This is a genomic window from Sodalis sp. RH19 (assembly GCF_047324215.1).
GTDB lineage: Bacteria > Pseudomonadota > Gammaproteobacteria > Enterobacterales > Enterobacteriaceae > Acerihabitans.
This window is the reverse complement of the sequence record NZ_CP178734.1, coordinates 1,749,409-1,765,448: the sequence shown is the minus strand read 5'-3', so window position 1 is coordinate 1,765,448 and position 16,040 is coordinate 1,749,409. Positions and strand designations below refer to the sequence as shown.

Here is a 16,040-nt window from a genome sequence, read left to right as displayed (position 1 = left end):
GCGCCGAGCTTAGTTAACGCGCCAAGGCCGCCTGAAGGCGGCTTTTTAGATAATAATCCCCACAAAAAACGACGGCAATAAAATCTCATTTTTTGTTAAACCGCCACAAAGTATTAAGTTTTGATTCACCCGCGCAGTGATATGATAAACCCATGCTGGCAAATATTAACATCATTGCACCCGCACGATATATCATTCACCGATCACGACCATAATCTTGCCCGCATAATAACCCCATTAATCATTGTCAATCATAATGAATAAGGAAGAATTCATGCCTAACATGACAAACGCAATAGATATTAACTCTCATGGCAATATGCGGTGCATCGATCAAAAATTGATGACACATAGTTCAAGACATCCTTATACCGAAGCGGTTATGAATGTCAAAAATATTTACTTAGAAGATAAAATCAATAAAACTGAAATAAATGGACACAGCACTGCCCGAGATGGTGATGCACAAGTAGAAAAGAACCATGAGAAAAATATCGACTATTTATTTTGTTGCGTCAATGAACTCCGAAATAACCTGGATTGTTTATTGCGCCCCGGCAATACAAAATATATCGCAATTGAATTAATGGGGAACAAAAAATCCATACCCGCAAAAAACATCTCATTGCCCAGCGGCAGGTCAATTTATGCTGGGTATGTTGAGGAAAGATTAATTGTATCGGACGGCCGCAATTATCATATCGAACACTCCTGGCACACACCATTAACCTGGAAAGCAACTTTTGCCAATTTGCTTGCTCACCTTACCTACGCAAGCGGTTGGTCGAACGCAAAGGACCGGCCCGGCTGGATGCATAAAGCGTTTAACTGGCTTGGCAGCATGGGCGACCCGTTAATTTTCCCACAGGCCGACGGCAAGCCGTTAGTCCCTACCAATTTCACTTCCGGTAATGTTATTTACGCCGCGCAGGCTGATTTTTCGGCGCAGTTAGGCCCGGCAGACACGATTTCACGCGAGGAAAAAGACATTGAGACCACCATCTTATCACCGCCGGTCAAGCAGGCCTTGTCTTCTTCATCTGGGACCGATAAGGCCGTGAAGACCGCCGTTATTCCCAGTCAGTTAATATTTATTATCGATAGCCATGAGTTCAAAATTGCACCCGCGAATCTGGAAGCCGAGGCTCAGTTGCAAAGCCTTATACATTATTTTTTTCAGCAAAACGCAGCGCAGGTGGCCAAGCCCCTGACCATGCTACTTGAATTTGACGCGTATATCGGCCGCGAAATGGCGATTATGTTTCATCAGGGTTTATATCTTAAAGAAAAAAACAACTCGCTTAATATTATTATTTTCAAGATGATTTCCGAAAACATTATTTCCACCATGAACATATTGGCGTTAAAAGGCTCACCCACTGCCGATGACATCGCCAAATATTCTGAAGATCAAATAAGAATTGGCGATTACATTACTGATTTAGAACAAAGAGTGCTGGATGCCACTCGGCGTGTTGATACTAAAATCATCAAAGAGTTGGTGTCGCACATAAGAAATAAAGACTTCCCCACAGCCAAAAAGGAAATAATCGATAATATTAAGCAATCTACATTTGAGATGCGTGTTTATTACAAAAGATTGCTGCATTATTTCATATTATTCACTCAGGCCCTTGATGAATACCGACACCAAATGACACTGGACGATTTCCCTTCATTGGAAAAAGCTTTGTACATTAATTCCCAAGATATTTACAGTGCGTTGATTAGCGGCAACGCTGAACATTTGACAAACAGTTTAATAAAGCTAAAATTCCTTTATATCTTCGAATATACACGTTCCAATGGCATCAGTATATTTACATCAAATTTTATCGTACCGGGAGAAATATCAAACCTGTGGCATATTTTTGTTGAAGATGAAATTGAATTCGACAAAGAGGGGATGAATAAATTATTTGCCGAGGAACTAATAAGTTTCATTTATCAACACAAAACGTCGCACCTGCATTTCGATCAAGCTTTGGATTTAATCGAAATTTCCCGCCTAGATGAAATAAACACAAACGATAAAGGCAACTGGATGGAAAATAACATAAGCTATTTTTATCGTGCACAGGAAATATTATCAAATATTATCGAAGCTAACCAATTTGAAAAAGAAAAATTCCTTGAGAATATTTTTTGGTATAATGACTTCGTCAGCAGGCTTCACAATGACAAAACGCTATTCATTATGATGACATATTTAATTAATTTGCAAAAGCTATTTATTAATGAAGTGGTTAATTTTCGAAGCAACAAAAGACATATAGTTGCAACAACTCAGGAACAACGTATCGCAGCTGCAAAAATTGAAGCGGCACGCAATATATCCCTAAAGGAAACGCAAGAAAAAGATGATTATAGCTTAATACTGGAATATAATAATCTCGAATCAAACGGTCACTTAGAAGTTCTAACCAAGGCCGCGGTTGCCTGGTATATGTCACAACAAAATAATATCGATGATGGTTTTTTAAGCGCTATCAATGTACTCTATATACTCAAACACTTTATCTCGGCTCAACAGAAAATCTCACATGAGCATCACATTCGGCAGCAACAACCTTTCACCAGTGTTTTCCAGCTCAAACCTTCATCACAGATAGATTCGGCTGATGGATATTATAATCAATTCAGATACTACAAAATTCATGATTCTTTTTCTGAAGCACAAAAACTCACCATGATTGCCTTAAATAACTCAACTTTGAATTATTTAGATGTTATTTATCCACCAAAAGACATTATCTGCTTCAAGATATTTTCCCGCAATTACGTCACTAACCATTTATCCCCCTTTACAACGGTATATCTCCCTGCGGAAAATCTTGGCTATCTATCCATTGCAACATTACATAGCAACCGGCAGGTATTATTATCCACATTGAATGGTTTCCCATTCATCGCCGATATCGACACACCGGAAAAAACCGACATTATCCTTCAAATGAAATCATATTGGGCTAATTGCGATACTATTTTTTCGTTACGCAATCGGCCTCAGTTTCCTATTAATGAAACGACACTAGCGTCGCTATTCCCCAAAATCGACGCCAATAGTAATAGACTAACGTCCATGGTTGAAATACTGCTGCGTCCTCCCGAGGAGGAATCAATCGACATCGCCGCGCCGGCATATGGGTTGGTTGCCGTAAAAGATAATGATATAAATTTAATCATCACACCTTATACACCTCAGCAACAGAATACATTCCACCCCTTAAGCATCAACCACTCTTTACTAACAAATTTTGACTATATGAATCAGGCAACATTGATATCCATTGCTGATGAGTTGAAAGAAAAGTTATATGAAGCCACTTGGTTGGAATACATTGCCGCTTTTATCCCATTTTTCACCACGCTTTGCCGTCACTGGCATGATGAAGAGCATGAAATAAAATTTGAAGACGTTATTTTTGATATTTATGATCTAATGTTGACATTAGCTTCTTTTGCCGGGCAGTTTAAAAAAATATCTGAAAACACATTAAAACATGCCTTACATAAGGCCATCGAGCAGAAAATACGGCATGATCTTTTTAAAAAATTTGTCATCAACGAGTTAATCAACGCATCCCCGGAAATAGGGATAAAGTTTACCAAAACCGCTCTAAATGAATTTTTTTCTTACTTTAACGTTATCCATCCTTCAGGTAAGGCTTTATCGGTCTTTGTAGATAATATACAAGTTAACATTCTAGATTCAATAGCGATCGCTAATCGCGCCTTAAAATCCGATAGTGCGTTTAAAAAAAAACTCCGCCAACCTTGGAGAGCAAATGTAAGTGATAAGATATTAGAAACATTAAACACAGGAGTTGCCACAACAAATTCAACATCGGCTGAATTATTTTACGTCATCAATAATAATGACTACTTCCCGGTATTTTGGGATAAATATAACGGTGAATGGAGAATCATCAATTCACATGGCCCCAATTATAAAAACTTTGCTATTCCCGTTGCCCGCACCCATTCTGGCAACTGGGTTGCGAGCGCGGGGCAATTAGTGGACTTGAAATTTTCATCCTTCAGCATAAGTCCAATGAATCACAAGAAATTTGATAATAAAATAATCTTCATGGAGCCTATAAAAACAAGTAGTTATCAAAACATTTCAGATAATTATTTAATTGATTTCCATAAAAAAATATTACATTTTTATCTACAAAGGCATTATTACTCACAAAGGATAATTGGCGCCGAGATAGACATTAATGTTTTTCTGGATCACTCTTTTCATTTTTTTTCCATCAAGCAAGAAATACTGGCTTTACAAGAATTCAATGGATTTACTTATGATATAAAATCAAGCGAACTTGTGATAAAAACGTTAAGTGGCATTGATGATAGCAAAGTGCAATTCCGAGCAGTATGCGGCTGGCGCAGCAAGAACGACATGATGGCAGAAACATATTTCGCCTTGGCCATTAAGATAGGAGAGATGAAATACATCCTTGATTTAAATGAAATCCGTTCTATTTTTGGCTTCAATGACACAAGAGATGTTTTCACAGAAAACGAATGGGTCATGATGATGAATAACTCACCGTCTCCCTTTGAACTGATAAAATTTAAAGATTTTGAATTTATTGGTGATGCCAAATATTTTAATTATCGTGAGGCGACAGCACCGCACACTTATATAAAAAATGGGTTTTTACTAAAAGAGCCCTCTTGGTATAGATCATTAACTATAAAAACAAATACCAGTTTAAAGAACCTCAATGTTTTTCAAGAAACCATTATTAATCCTGAAATTCATTTAGTAGCAAGAGTATTGCGAAATCATTTCGAAAGTTATAATTTTAATGAAGAATTTATTTTATATGTGTTACTAAAATCTGCAATAATTGATAATGCGGGCGCCGCAAGATTATTAAATTTAATCACCCAGGCCAAATCCAACAGGGTGATGAGTCTAGCCATTTTAAGTAATCAGCAAATAATACCCTCTACCTCCGCCTTATTAAAAATCAATAAAGGTAAACTGATTGCTGTTTTTAATTATCTCGATCAGCTTGAGCATTTATTGCTATGTTTGGGTAATGGACGTTTCATAGGTTTGGGCAATGATTTTTTTGGTTTTGCACCCCAGGCAAGAGCCACGTTAATTATCGCCGAGCAGATGGGTACCTTCATCCATGGTCTGTTAAAACCTCATCATGTGGAACAAACTTTTACAGTATTCGCCGGTGATGCGTTCGGCGCGAAAGACGATGCCCCGGTAATGCTGGACGATGTTCCCAGAGAGAAAATCCCTGAATATTTTATCGATGGTCGCATAAAAAAATATCGGGAACAACATATTCCCCGGGAACAGGTACTGTTGGGTAAAGATTGCCATATATCCCGCATTAACGGAGCCACGCCGCGTTTATCTATAAAATTGCGTGGCACACCTTTTATGGTTAATCATATGGACGTTGTCGAGTTTTCCGACATCCTTAAAGGACTGAAATATTTAGATGGTGAGAAATTTGATTTGCGTAGTATTAACAGCATCGAGTTGACATCCTGCTTCAGTGGCTATGGAAGCCGCTATTCTACCGCGCAGGCCCTGGCTAATGAACTGGGGATTAGAGTTTATACTGTACCACCTTATATCAGTGATACTGTAAGGTTAAGAAGGCCTGAATGGTTTCATGACTATTATCCCGAAGAAGTTAGTATGAGCACGAAGGGCACTCCCAGCGAACTGCCGCATTGGACTCACCACCAGGAATATATCAAAGTGCAAAATATGCAGCGCGCAATGCACGAAATTTTGTATGCCATGCGCGACGTTATTCGCCGATTGGAATTCATACAACGCGGGCAAAACATTACAGACAGTCCCTTTCATGGTGTGTCCCAACACGTTCCTTTTATTTACATCGACATATTGCGGTTATTCTACCCACCTAACCCTCACCACCCTCTTATTATAGGGGATATAATATTGCGTCCCGATTCTCTTAAATTGCTTAAAGAAATTATCGCGGATTATACTATTGTCGCCGGCAACGAGGTTTTCATTATCGAACAAGCCTTTATGGATATTATCCTATCAATTGATGAGTATAAATATTTATCCAATCAATTCAATACTACCTCTCTTCAAGACTAAGCGCACGAGCACACTGTCTTAGCTCAAGCACAGAATCACTCAATGCCGGGCTCAGTCAGGCGGCGGCGCGGGAAAGTCGTTAAACGCCGGTCCGTCGTCAAACGGACGGCGCGGAGTCTGGTGTGGCCCGGCCAAATGTGGCGTTGTTTTGTTCGGCCCAGCTGATTATTTGCTGGGCCAGAGAGTGGCGCAGGATAAGGTGGCGATTTTAAGAGGTCACGCCCATGTCGTGCCGCTACCCAATAAATGCAGCGTCTCAAACGCCTGAAACCCGCGCCCTACGCAGCGGGGGGCTGCCATGGAGAAAGAAGAACCCTGTAATACCGGTGTCTGTGCCACGGCGCTAAGACGTTCAAGTGTCGAAAGACTGGCGGCATTTTTTTACTGGCGACGACGTCAAATCAACAGGCTAAATACGCCGCGCCCGCCTATCGGCTTTATGCCAGTTGACATTGCATATGTCGTCATAGCTGTCCGATGCATGGATAAGCATAGGCGAAAGACTATTTACCAAACGACGGGTAACCGTAGCGGCCATATCATCATACGCGGTGGCTACCTGGGCTGACAGTGAACAGCCACCTGAGCGGCTGGCCGGTGCGGTTGATTTGCGCAGCCGACGGCAAAAAGCAAGTTAAGCCAGCCTTTATGGGCCGGCATCAAAGGTTGCCCTTCCCTGCGGCTTTTTTATGGCGGATTATCACCGCGTCTCCCCGACTTAACCTCTCAATCAATTAAACAAAATCTTATTAAAGCTTAATTAAGCTACTCGTTTATATTATGGTAGGTCACTAACTCCTTGCATAACCAATAATACCAACCGGAAATAGGTCGTACACCATTTATCATTGACGTTATCTGGCCCGTACTCATTTCGCCCTCAACCTCGTGAGCATAAGCACAACTTAAGGAAATATATGGTTAATTTAATCAATTACGGCACATCCAATGCCCCATCGGCGTCATCTTTTTATTTGAAACCAATAAATAGTTTGCATTCATTTTCAAAAGTTATCATTAAAGCTAGAAATATTAATCACCCAAAAGAGCCAGATATTCGCCATCAAGGAAACCAGACGGGTATTGCCGGCGACAAACAGCGGTCCACGCCGGGCTCAGATGATAGAATTAATTATTTATATCAATGTGCAAATGAATTGATTCGCAACAAAGACTGCTTACTCACGGCCGGCGGCGTTCGTTATATTAATATCACGCTAATGGATACAACAATTAATCTCCCCGTCAGGCATATTACTTTGCCTAGCGGCCGGGCTATTCTAGCGGGATATTTGGACAGCCGGTTGGTTGTGGTCCACGAAAATAATTATTATATTGAAGATCTGCTGCAGGCGCCCCTCACTGTCACCTCGGCGCTGGGCCAATTGCTGGCGCACCTGGCTCAGGGATATAACACGGGGTATATCCTGGCGCGCCCGGCTTGGCTGGATACGGCTTTAAACTGGTTCGCCAACGCGCGGGATCCGCTGATATTCCCCCAGACGAGCGGCCTGCAGCTCCATGAGCCCGCAGGGCGCCAAACCCTTTATTCAGCCGCTGCCGAGATATCAGCGCATCCGGCCCCCGCGGGCGATAGCCCACGCCCATTAGAAGTCAAGCCGGCTCCGGCGCTTCCAACAGACGCCGTGATGCCCCATCCGCTCGGTGCGCGCACTGATGGCTCGCCTGAGCTTGGCCGCTTTTTCATTGATGACCAGGAATTCAACCTTACACCCGCCAACCCCGCCGGCCGGGCGGTGTTACATGAGCTGGGGCGGGAATTGCAGGCGACGGGCGTTAACCTTGCCAACGGCAATCGCGAGACGTTAATAGAGTTAGACAAGCTTATCGCCGCCAAGGCTGAAGATATATTTTATTATGGGCTTTATTTTAAAGACAAAGCGTATGTACTGCACGTACTGATCCTTAAAACGTTAACCGAAAAACTCTTGACGTCGTTGCTGGGTTTAAGCGCAACAGACACCGACGGTCATCGCCTGATCAAACAGCATATGGCTGATTATAAAACTCTGCACGACTATATTCCGGATATAGAAGGAAAGCTTGTCGAGGCTTATGAAGATATCAATATCGATATCATTAGTCATACTGTAGCTTTGCTGAAAAACAGGGATTTCGCCTCAGTCGTAAATGAACAGATATTAAAAATAAAAAATACCTCATTTTATGATCATGCCTTTCATGTCGAAATATACAACACGCTCAAAGTCATGAAAATAGCTCATGATGAATATACCGCACAGCTTTTCCAAGCCGACCATACCACTTTGGAACGGGTCACTTACACGACCAATCAGGATATTTACACCGCACTGATTGATAACAATAAAAAAGCCTTAACCGAGAGCCTGCTGAAATTAAGGTTTTATTATATATTTGAGTATACTCGTTTTAATGAAATAAGCGTTCATACTAATAACTTTTTATTGCCAGGAGAAATGACCAATCTTGGATACCCTTTCGTCGCTGATGAAACTATAATTGATATTGCGGATATGGAAAGACTCTTTATAAATGAGGCGGAAAATTACATCCATTTTAGGCATAATAAGCATACCCATCTAAATTTTATTCTTAAAATGGTAGAGTTATCTCGGCTGAATGAAGTTCAACCTGAAGACGAGGCATCCTGGCAAGAAAAAAACATTGCACCCTGGGACCAGGCATATGCTATTTTATCGGAAATACTGATTGCAAATTACCAAGAGCAAGAAAAATTCCACACAGAGCAGAAATGGTATAACGACTTAAAAATAAACTCACATGCATATAAGTCAACGCTTATATTACTTGCTTACTTCAAGAATTTGCAAAGAATATTTATAAACATCATTGATTATTTTAGGGGCAAAAATATAACCCTTGTGGCGGATAATGCTGAACAATATATTGCTGCGGCAAAAATTGAGGCGATGAGAACCGAAACTAAAAAAACGCAAGGCCACCATACAGATTATCAGATGCTTTTGTCATATCAGCGACGGGTTTTGGAAGGTGATGTTGAACTTATGATGAAAGCCTCCGTATTTTGGTATCTAAGCACAAAAAACAATTTTGATGAAGACCTATTGTCTTCATTACAAGCATTGTATATTCTAAGAAGTTTTGTCAGCGAACAACAGCATTTTTTCATTGAGTATAAAACGCGCGAACAAGTGGGCCATTTAAGCATTTATCAATTGTCACCTTCAGATAAAAAAGATTCTTTAGAAGATTATTATAAACAATTTTATGATTATAAGCATTTTTACGCCGGTCATGAAGCCCGTAAAAGCAGCCTGGCGGCGATTAACTTGTCCGCAATCGATTATGTCGACGCCATATACCCGCCAAAAGAAATATTTTGCTTTGAAGTTCTCTCGCGAAACTATGTTTCTAACAGCCTATCCCCGTTTAATTATGTTTATTTCCCCCATAAAAATATTGGCTACCTCTCACTTTTGCGATTACAAAGCGGCAAGCTTTTTCTTTTATCAACCCTTAGCGGTTATGTCTTTATCCATGACATTGATAAATTTGATAACCAGCCTTTTGTGCAACAGATGATTGCTTACTGGCGCGGCTATAACGCGAATAAGCAATCGGGGCGCCCAGAGCCGCTGGGGTGCGGGGCTGATTTCCTGGCGGGACTGTTTCCTAATATCGACGCTAACAGCGGCGATCTTACCACCATGATCGACCTGGTGCTTTCTCCTCCGGAAGACGAGCCCATGGGTATGCATGCGGCGCCCTTTACGCTGGTTGCAGTCAATAGTAGCGATATCATATCATTGATCAAACCCTATATTTCACAACCGATTGACTCGTCACCGCCGGTAAGTCTTGATACGCCGCTGATTAACAATATTGATTATTTGTCTCATGCGACACTGCTTACCATTGCCGATCGATTGAAAGAAACGCTGCGTAACCATAGTTGGCCTGAATATATAGCCTCGTTTATTCCTTTTTTCGATACGCTTTGCAAACACTGGTATGATAAAGAGCATGAAATAAAATTCAATGAAATCATGTTCGATCTATTTGATCTCATCACCACGATTGTATTTATGGGGGGGCAATTTAAAAAAATCTCTGAAAACACATTAAAACATGCATTATACAAAGCCATAAAAAACAATACACCGCGAGAGATGCTACAACGATTTATTCTTAATGAATTAGTGCTATCCGCACCTGAAGTGGGAAAAAAACTCGCCGCGGCGTCGGTTAAGGAATTTGCTTCTTTCCTTTTTCCGCTACAGCCTTACGGCAGCTTACTGTTTTTTCTTACCTTGAACATTAAAAATAAAATCACCGAAATTGTTTCAATCGTCAACGAAGCTATCAGAGCAGAATCACGGCGCAAGAAAAATTTGCGGCAGGCATGGAAAACAGATATTGATGCCCGTCTACTGGAAATAAAATCAACGGGTGTTTTGGTTGATAAAATCACGCAAAACAAATTATATTATGTTGTAAATGATAATGACTATTTCAAGGTTTTCTGGGATAAACATTATGGAGGATGGAGGATTATCAATAAAAAAATGACTAATGAAAAAGATTTTGCTGTGCCGGTAGTACGCAGCAGCACCGGCAATTGGATAGCCAGTGTCGGTAGTCGTTCCAGTCATTTCATTGCCTCCTACGATTTTTATGAAGTAGCAAAAAAAAACCGCAATCATATTGAGATAATACAATGTGAAGCTGCGCCCACCTTGTCAAAAAAACCGGATATCGATAACAGCACCATAGATTTCTATAAGCGCGTGATACGATTTTATCTTTATAAAAATGATTATGTGCGTGATATCATTAATCAAAACATACAGCATGAAAATTTTATTGGCAGATTTCATCGCAGCTTTTTCTTTCGCCAGGAGATTATTGATGCTTTAAAGTTTAACGGTTATAGCCAGGATGAAGAATTTTTGGTTTCCGCTATACGGGCCTTGACTGAAAAACAGGAAGGGATTATGCGTTTCCGTGCTATTTGCGGCTGGAAAAACAAGCATTCAACAGTACCTGAAACCTATTTTGCATTAACACTTGATATTGAAAATTATAAATTTATTATTGATCTTAAAGAAATGCGTGGTTCATTCATTTTACTGGATACCATGGATGTTTTCACCGAAAATGAATGGTTGAGCATGTATGACAAATCGCCATTAGAATTCGAACTCATTAAATATAAAGATATCGACTCATTAGAGGATGTTAATTATCTGACATACCGGGAGGCTACGTCGCCGTCCAGTATTCTTAAAAACGGTTTCTTGCTTAAAGAACCAGCATGGTATTTTCCTTTGATTATCAGAAGCAATAATGCTCCTGGCAAACTAAAATATTCAACCGGTTATATGCAATCATCCGATTTTCGTCTGGCCGCACGGGCATTACGCCATTCAACTTATACCTATACGTTTAAAGAAGAATTCCCCCTGCATGTTTTATACAAAACCAAAAAATTGGATAATGAAAGCGCAATAAAACTGACCCGAATGATAAACCAGGCAAAAATAGATAATTTTAATAGCCACGCCATTCTTTCCGACAAATTCAGGATAACATCCATAGAGAACATGCTCAAAATTAACGAAGGCAACCTTTTGGCGCTCTACAGCACGGCCAATTTACTTGAGCATCTATTGCTTTGTCAGGGCCACGGTCGATTTATCGGCGTAGAAAATCACTTTTTTGATCCCGACCTGCCGGCAAGGGTTTCCATCGTTATCGCCGAACAAATGGGCACGTTCGGGCAAGGGCTGCTGACGCTGCGCCACAACGGCAAAAACCTCTTCGTCATGGCGGGCAAGGCCTTTGGCTCGAAGATTGAGATCCCCACATTAATGGATGAACTTCCTCGTGAAAAAGTGCCTATTTATCTGAGTGGCGGCCAGCAAAGAGGCTACAGGGAGCAGCAGGTTTCGCGCGAAAAAATCCTGTTGGGAAAAGATTGTCATATCGACCTGATCAGTGATGCCAAGACGCGCTTAAGGATAAAACTGCATGGCGCGCCCTTTAATGTGAATAACATGGATGCCATTGAGTTTTCAGACATTGTCCGCGGGCTCCCGTATCTGGATAATGCCAAATTCAGGTTTCAGGATTTGGAAAGCATTGAACTTTTTTCCTGTTACAGCGGCTATGGCCGCCGCTATTCGACGGGGCAAATCCTTGCCAATGAGCTAGGTCTGCCTATTAAGGCTTACCCGTATAAAATCAGCGACGATATCCGCCAGCGCAGGCCTGAATGGTTTACCTGGTTTCGACCGGGTAAGCAGCATATGAGCCCGGCCCGCGGCAGCGTCGATTCCTCTCATGGTTCCGAGGATGGAAGCTTCAGCCAAAGCCAGAGGATACATCGCCGGTTGCATGATTTGATAAGCTTCGTACTGAATATGCATAAAAGAATTTTAGTCCAGCGCAACAAGCGCAATCGTGCGGCGGCGCCAAATAACACCACGGCGACGGGCCCTATCCCGGCATCAGCCCCAAATGCTGGTCAAATGCCGTTAATCTATCTGGATATTTTGCAGCAATTATATGGCTATGCCCCGCCCAACGCGGATATTCCCCTTCATATACAATCCCTTAGTCCGCAGTCCTTACATATACTGGATGCCATTATCGCCGAATATCACTTAACCGGCGAGGAGGAGCGCTTTATTGTCGAGCAGGCTTTTCTGGATGTCATACTCTCGCTGGACGAATACCGTTATCTGTCCGATTGGTTTGCGAATGAAATCTGTCCGGGCGATCGGCACTGATGGCATAACCGGACGGATGACGGATAAAGGGCGCGCGCGCAGGCAATCATCTCAACTTGAACAGGATATCTCCAAATGCCTGCCCCACTCCGGCGGCGGCGCGGCCAGGTCGTTAAACGCCGCATCGCCATCAAACGGACGGCGCAGGGCCTGGTGAAGCCTGGCTAAAAAAGCGGTGTCGTTTTGTTCAGCGCCGTCGATAGCCTGCTGGGCCAGATAGTTGCGCAGGATGATGTTGGGGTTTTTAGCCAGCATGGCCTGCCTGCGCCGATCGTTATCGACGTCTTCCTGCAGTAGCCGGCGGCGGTAAGACTGATACCAGCTGTCAAAACCCGCCAGGTCTTTCATTTCATCGCGTAGCGGCGAGCGCGGATTGCGAGCCTCGCTTTCACTTAACAAGCGAAACACCTGCGTGTAGTCGCTGCCTTCACGCGCCATGAGTCCAAGCAGGCCGGTGAGAATATCATTATCTTGTCGATCGCGCGTGGTAAAGCCCAGTTTGGCGCGCATCTCCTCGCCATAAGCGTCCATCAGCGCCGGTTCATAGCAAGCCAGCGCCCGCTCAAGAGAGTCGACCGGCATCAGGCCGGATAACGCCTGCGCCAGTCGATGCAAATTCCATAAACCCACCGCCGGCTGGTTGTCAAACGCATAGCGGCCCTGATGGTCGGTATGGTTGCAGATATAATCCGGCTGGTACGCATCAAGAAAACCAAAGGGGCCATAATCTATGGTAATGCCCAAAATCGACATGTTGTCGGTATTCATCACGCCATGGGCAAATCCCACCGCCTGCCACTGGGCAATCATGCGCGCCGTCCTTTCCACCACATCCGTCAGCCATAAACGGTAGCGATCTTCCAGGCCCAGCCATTGCGGCCAGTGGCGGCCGATAACATAATCCGCCAACTGGCGTACCTTATCGGGTTCGCGCCGGTAGTAGAAATGCTCGAAATGCCCAAAGCGCACATGGCTTGGCGCCACCCGCAGCAGCATGGCGCCCGGCTCCGCTTTTTCGCGCCATACCGGCTCGTCGCTGGTGACGATGGTCAGTGCCCGCGTCGTGCCGATGCCAAGATAATGCAGCGCTTCGGACGCCAGAAACTCGCGTACCACGGAACGCAGCACCGCGCGGCCGTCCCCCATGCGCGAATAGGGCGTGAGGCCGGCGCCTTTCAGATGCCAGTCCATCGACCTTCCGTCCGCCAGTTGCTGTTCGCCGAGCAGTATGCCGCGCCCGTCGCCCAGTTGGCCCGCCCAGGCGCCGAACTGATGGCCACTGTAAACCTGCGCCAGCGGCTGCATGCCGGGCAGCAGCTGTTCGCCGGACCATATCGCCGCATGCCGCTCGTCGAACAGTTCATCGGCAAGAGCCAGCTCGCCGGCCAATGCCGCGCTATGGTAAAGCAATCGCGCGCCGCGCAGCGGCGTGGGCGCAAGAGCGGTATAAAAACCGGGCAACTGGTGGAAATAGCTATTCTTGAATATCGGGGTCTGTGCCATGGTGCCTCCTTACTCAAGTGTAGAACGTCCGGCGACATACCTGTAGTGCGACCACCGGTCTCCCCGTCACCGCTTGCCGCCGCATGAGCCATGGCCGGCCATGCCGCCGGGAAAAATTCCTTTTAGCGCACGGCGTCGCTCAACCACGCGCTGACGTCTTCCAGCGCGTCGCGGTCCTGCGCAAAATCGGCCATTATCCGCCGGCAAGCCAATGCCATATCGGCGGGACGATAGGTTACGCCGGGCAATGCCCTGGCCAATGCCTCCAGGGGACTGGGATTCAAACTGTCGGTAAAGAGTTGGCAGCGGGTTATCACGCCGTGTTCCATGTCCATATGCAATTCCACCCCGCCCCAGGCAAAACGCGCATCCAGCGTATGGCTGAAGGCCGGCGCCTGGCCAAAATTCCATTCCCAACTGCTTTGTTTGGCAAATTGCGCGGCAAACCCGGGCAGGTCCGGCACCTTGTCCGGCGAAATGATTTCGGGCATCACCGGTTCGCCATACCATTGGCTGAACGCGTCGCTCAGGTAGCGGCATAACTGGTGATGCTCGATAGCGGGCAGCACCTCGACAAGATTGGCCACTCTGGCGCGCACCGAGGAAATGCCCTTTGCCTGTAATTTTTTCACATCGGGATTAAGGTATAGCGCCAGTCGATCCAGATCGGCGTTGAGCAGCAGAGTGCCGTGGTGAAATCCCCGATCAGCCGTTTCGCGATAGGCGGAGCCGGAGATTTTACGCTCGCCGTCGGAGGTGCCCAACACCAGGTCGTTACGCCCCGACGCGGTCGCCGCGATGCCCATATCGCGCAGGCCATTGAGGATAATTTGGGTGGAAATGGATTTATCATAGCCCGGCTTGCCGGCCATAAAAGTGAAGCACGTATTACCCAGATCGTGAAATACCGCGCCGCCTCCGCTGCTACGCCGGGCCAGTTTGATATGGTCCTGCGCCATGCGCCGGGTATTGCATTCTTTCCAGGGATTCTGCGCGCGGCCAATCACCACCGTATCCGCATTGCGCCATAAAAACAGCACGCGTTGGGTGGCCGGCATCTGGCGGAAAATACACTCTTCCACCGCCAGGTTAAACCAGGGATCGTAGGAATCGGACAAAAATAGCCGCAGGGATGACATACTTTCTCCCGTCGTGACGACGTTAAATCAGCCGGTTAAATACGCCGCGCCTGCCAATAGGCTTTGCGCCAGTAAACATTGTCCAGCGATGAGCGTATGACGCCGCGGCTGGTCGAGGCATGGATAAACAGATCGTCGGTATCATAGATACCCACATGCAGTCCGTTGGCGCCGCTGCCCGTTTTGAAAAACACCAGATCCCCCGGCAATAGATCGTCACGGGAGATGCGCGTGCCGACTTTAGTCTGCGCCTCTGTGGAGCGCGGTAATATGATGTCAAACCGGTCCCTGAAGGTGCGATAGACAAAACCGGAGCAGTCCACCCCGTCCTGGTTCAGACCGCCATAGCGGTAGGGCGTGCCGTGCCATTGGCGCAGCTGCGCATGGAGACGGGATTGCACCACGCTGGCGTTGGCCAGCCGCGGGTCGGGACTGGGCGCATGGTGGCTACAGCCGGTAATCAATAACGTTACTGCCAACAGCCAAAAGGACATCCGTCTCATT

5 protein-coding genes are annotated in these 16,040 nt (G+C 44.9%); 2 read left to right on the top strand and 3 right to left on the bottom strand.

What is annotated here, in order from left to right:
- Window positions 1-274: 274 nt before the first annotated feature.
- On the top strand, window positions 275-6,118 hold the full coding sequence (locus ACL2XF_RS07920; RefSeq protein ID WP_413728395.1) for a hypothetical protein: 5,844 nt from the start codon (window positions 275-277) through the stop codon (window positions 6,116-6,118).
- A gap of 917 nt (window positions 6,119-7,035) precedes the next feature.
- Window positions 7,036-12,894, top strand: coding sequence for a hypothetical protein (locus ACL2XF_RS07915; protein WP_413728394.1), 5,859 nt, complete (start codon window positions 7,036-7,038; stop codon window positions 12,892-12,894).
- Between the two features lie 51 nt (window positions 12,895-12,945).
- Here the strand turns inward: ACL2XF_RS07915 and ACL2XF_RS07910 are convergent, their stop codons facing one another.
- The 3 genes from ACL2XF_RS07910 to ACL2XF_RS07900 form a co-directional block, all read right to left on the bottom strand.
- Window positions 12,946-14,397, bottom strand: a complete 1,452-nt coding sequence (locus ACL2XF_RS07910; RefSeq protein ID WP_413722905.1) for a protein adenylyltransferase SelO — start codon at window positions 14,395-14,397, stop codon at window positions 12,946-12,948.
- Window positions 14,398-14,519: 122 nt separating this feature from the next.
- Window positions 14,520-15,536: a lipoate--protein ligase A gene (locus ACL2XF_RS07905; protein WP_413728393.1), complete on the bottom strand. Its 1,017-nt coding sequence runs from the start codon at window positions 15,534-15,536 to the stop codon at window positions 14,520-14,522.
- A 35-nt stretch (window positions 15,537-15,571) separates the two neighbouring features.
- Window positions 15,572-16,030: a C40 family peptidase gene (locus tag ACL2XF_RS07900; protein WP_410014999.1), complete on the bottom strand. Its 459-nt coding sequence runs from the start codon at window positions 16,028-16,030 to the stop codon at window positions 15,572-15,574.
- Window positions 16,031-16,040 lie beyond the last annotated feature (10 nt).

What these genes read in the sequence shown, in the direction of transcription:
- ACL2XF_RS07905 (WP_413728393.1), bottom strand. Translation starts at nt 15,536, where the DNA reads ATGTCATCCCTGCGGCTATTTTTGTCCGATTCCTACGATCCCTGGTTT.
- ACL2XF_RS07915 (WP_413728394.1), top strand. Translation starts at nt 7,036, where the DNA reads ATGGTTAATTTAATCAATTACGGCACATCCAATGCCCCATCGGCGTCA.
- ACL2XF_RS07900 (WP_410014999.1), bottom strand. Translation starts at nt 16,030, where the DNA reads ATGTCCTTTTGGCTGTTGGCAGTAACGTTATTGATTACCGGCTGTAGC.
- ACL2XF_RS07920 (WP_413728395.1), top strand. Translation starts at nt 275, where the DNA reads ATGCCTAACATGACAAACGCAATAGATATTAACTCTCATGGCAATATG.
- ACL2XF_RS07910 (WP_413722905.1), bottom strand. Translation starts at nt 14,397, where the DNA reads ATGGCACAGACCCCGATATTCAAGAATAGCTATTTCCACCAGTTGCCC.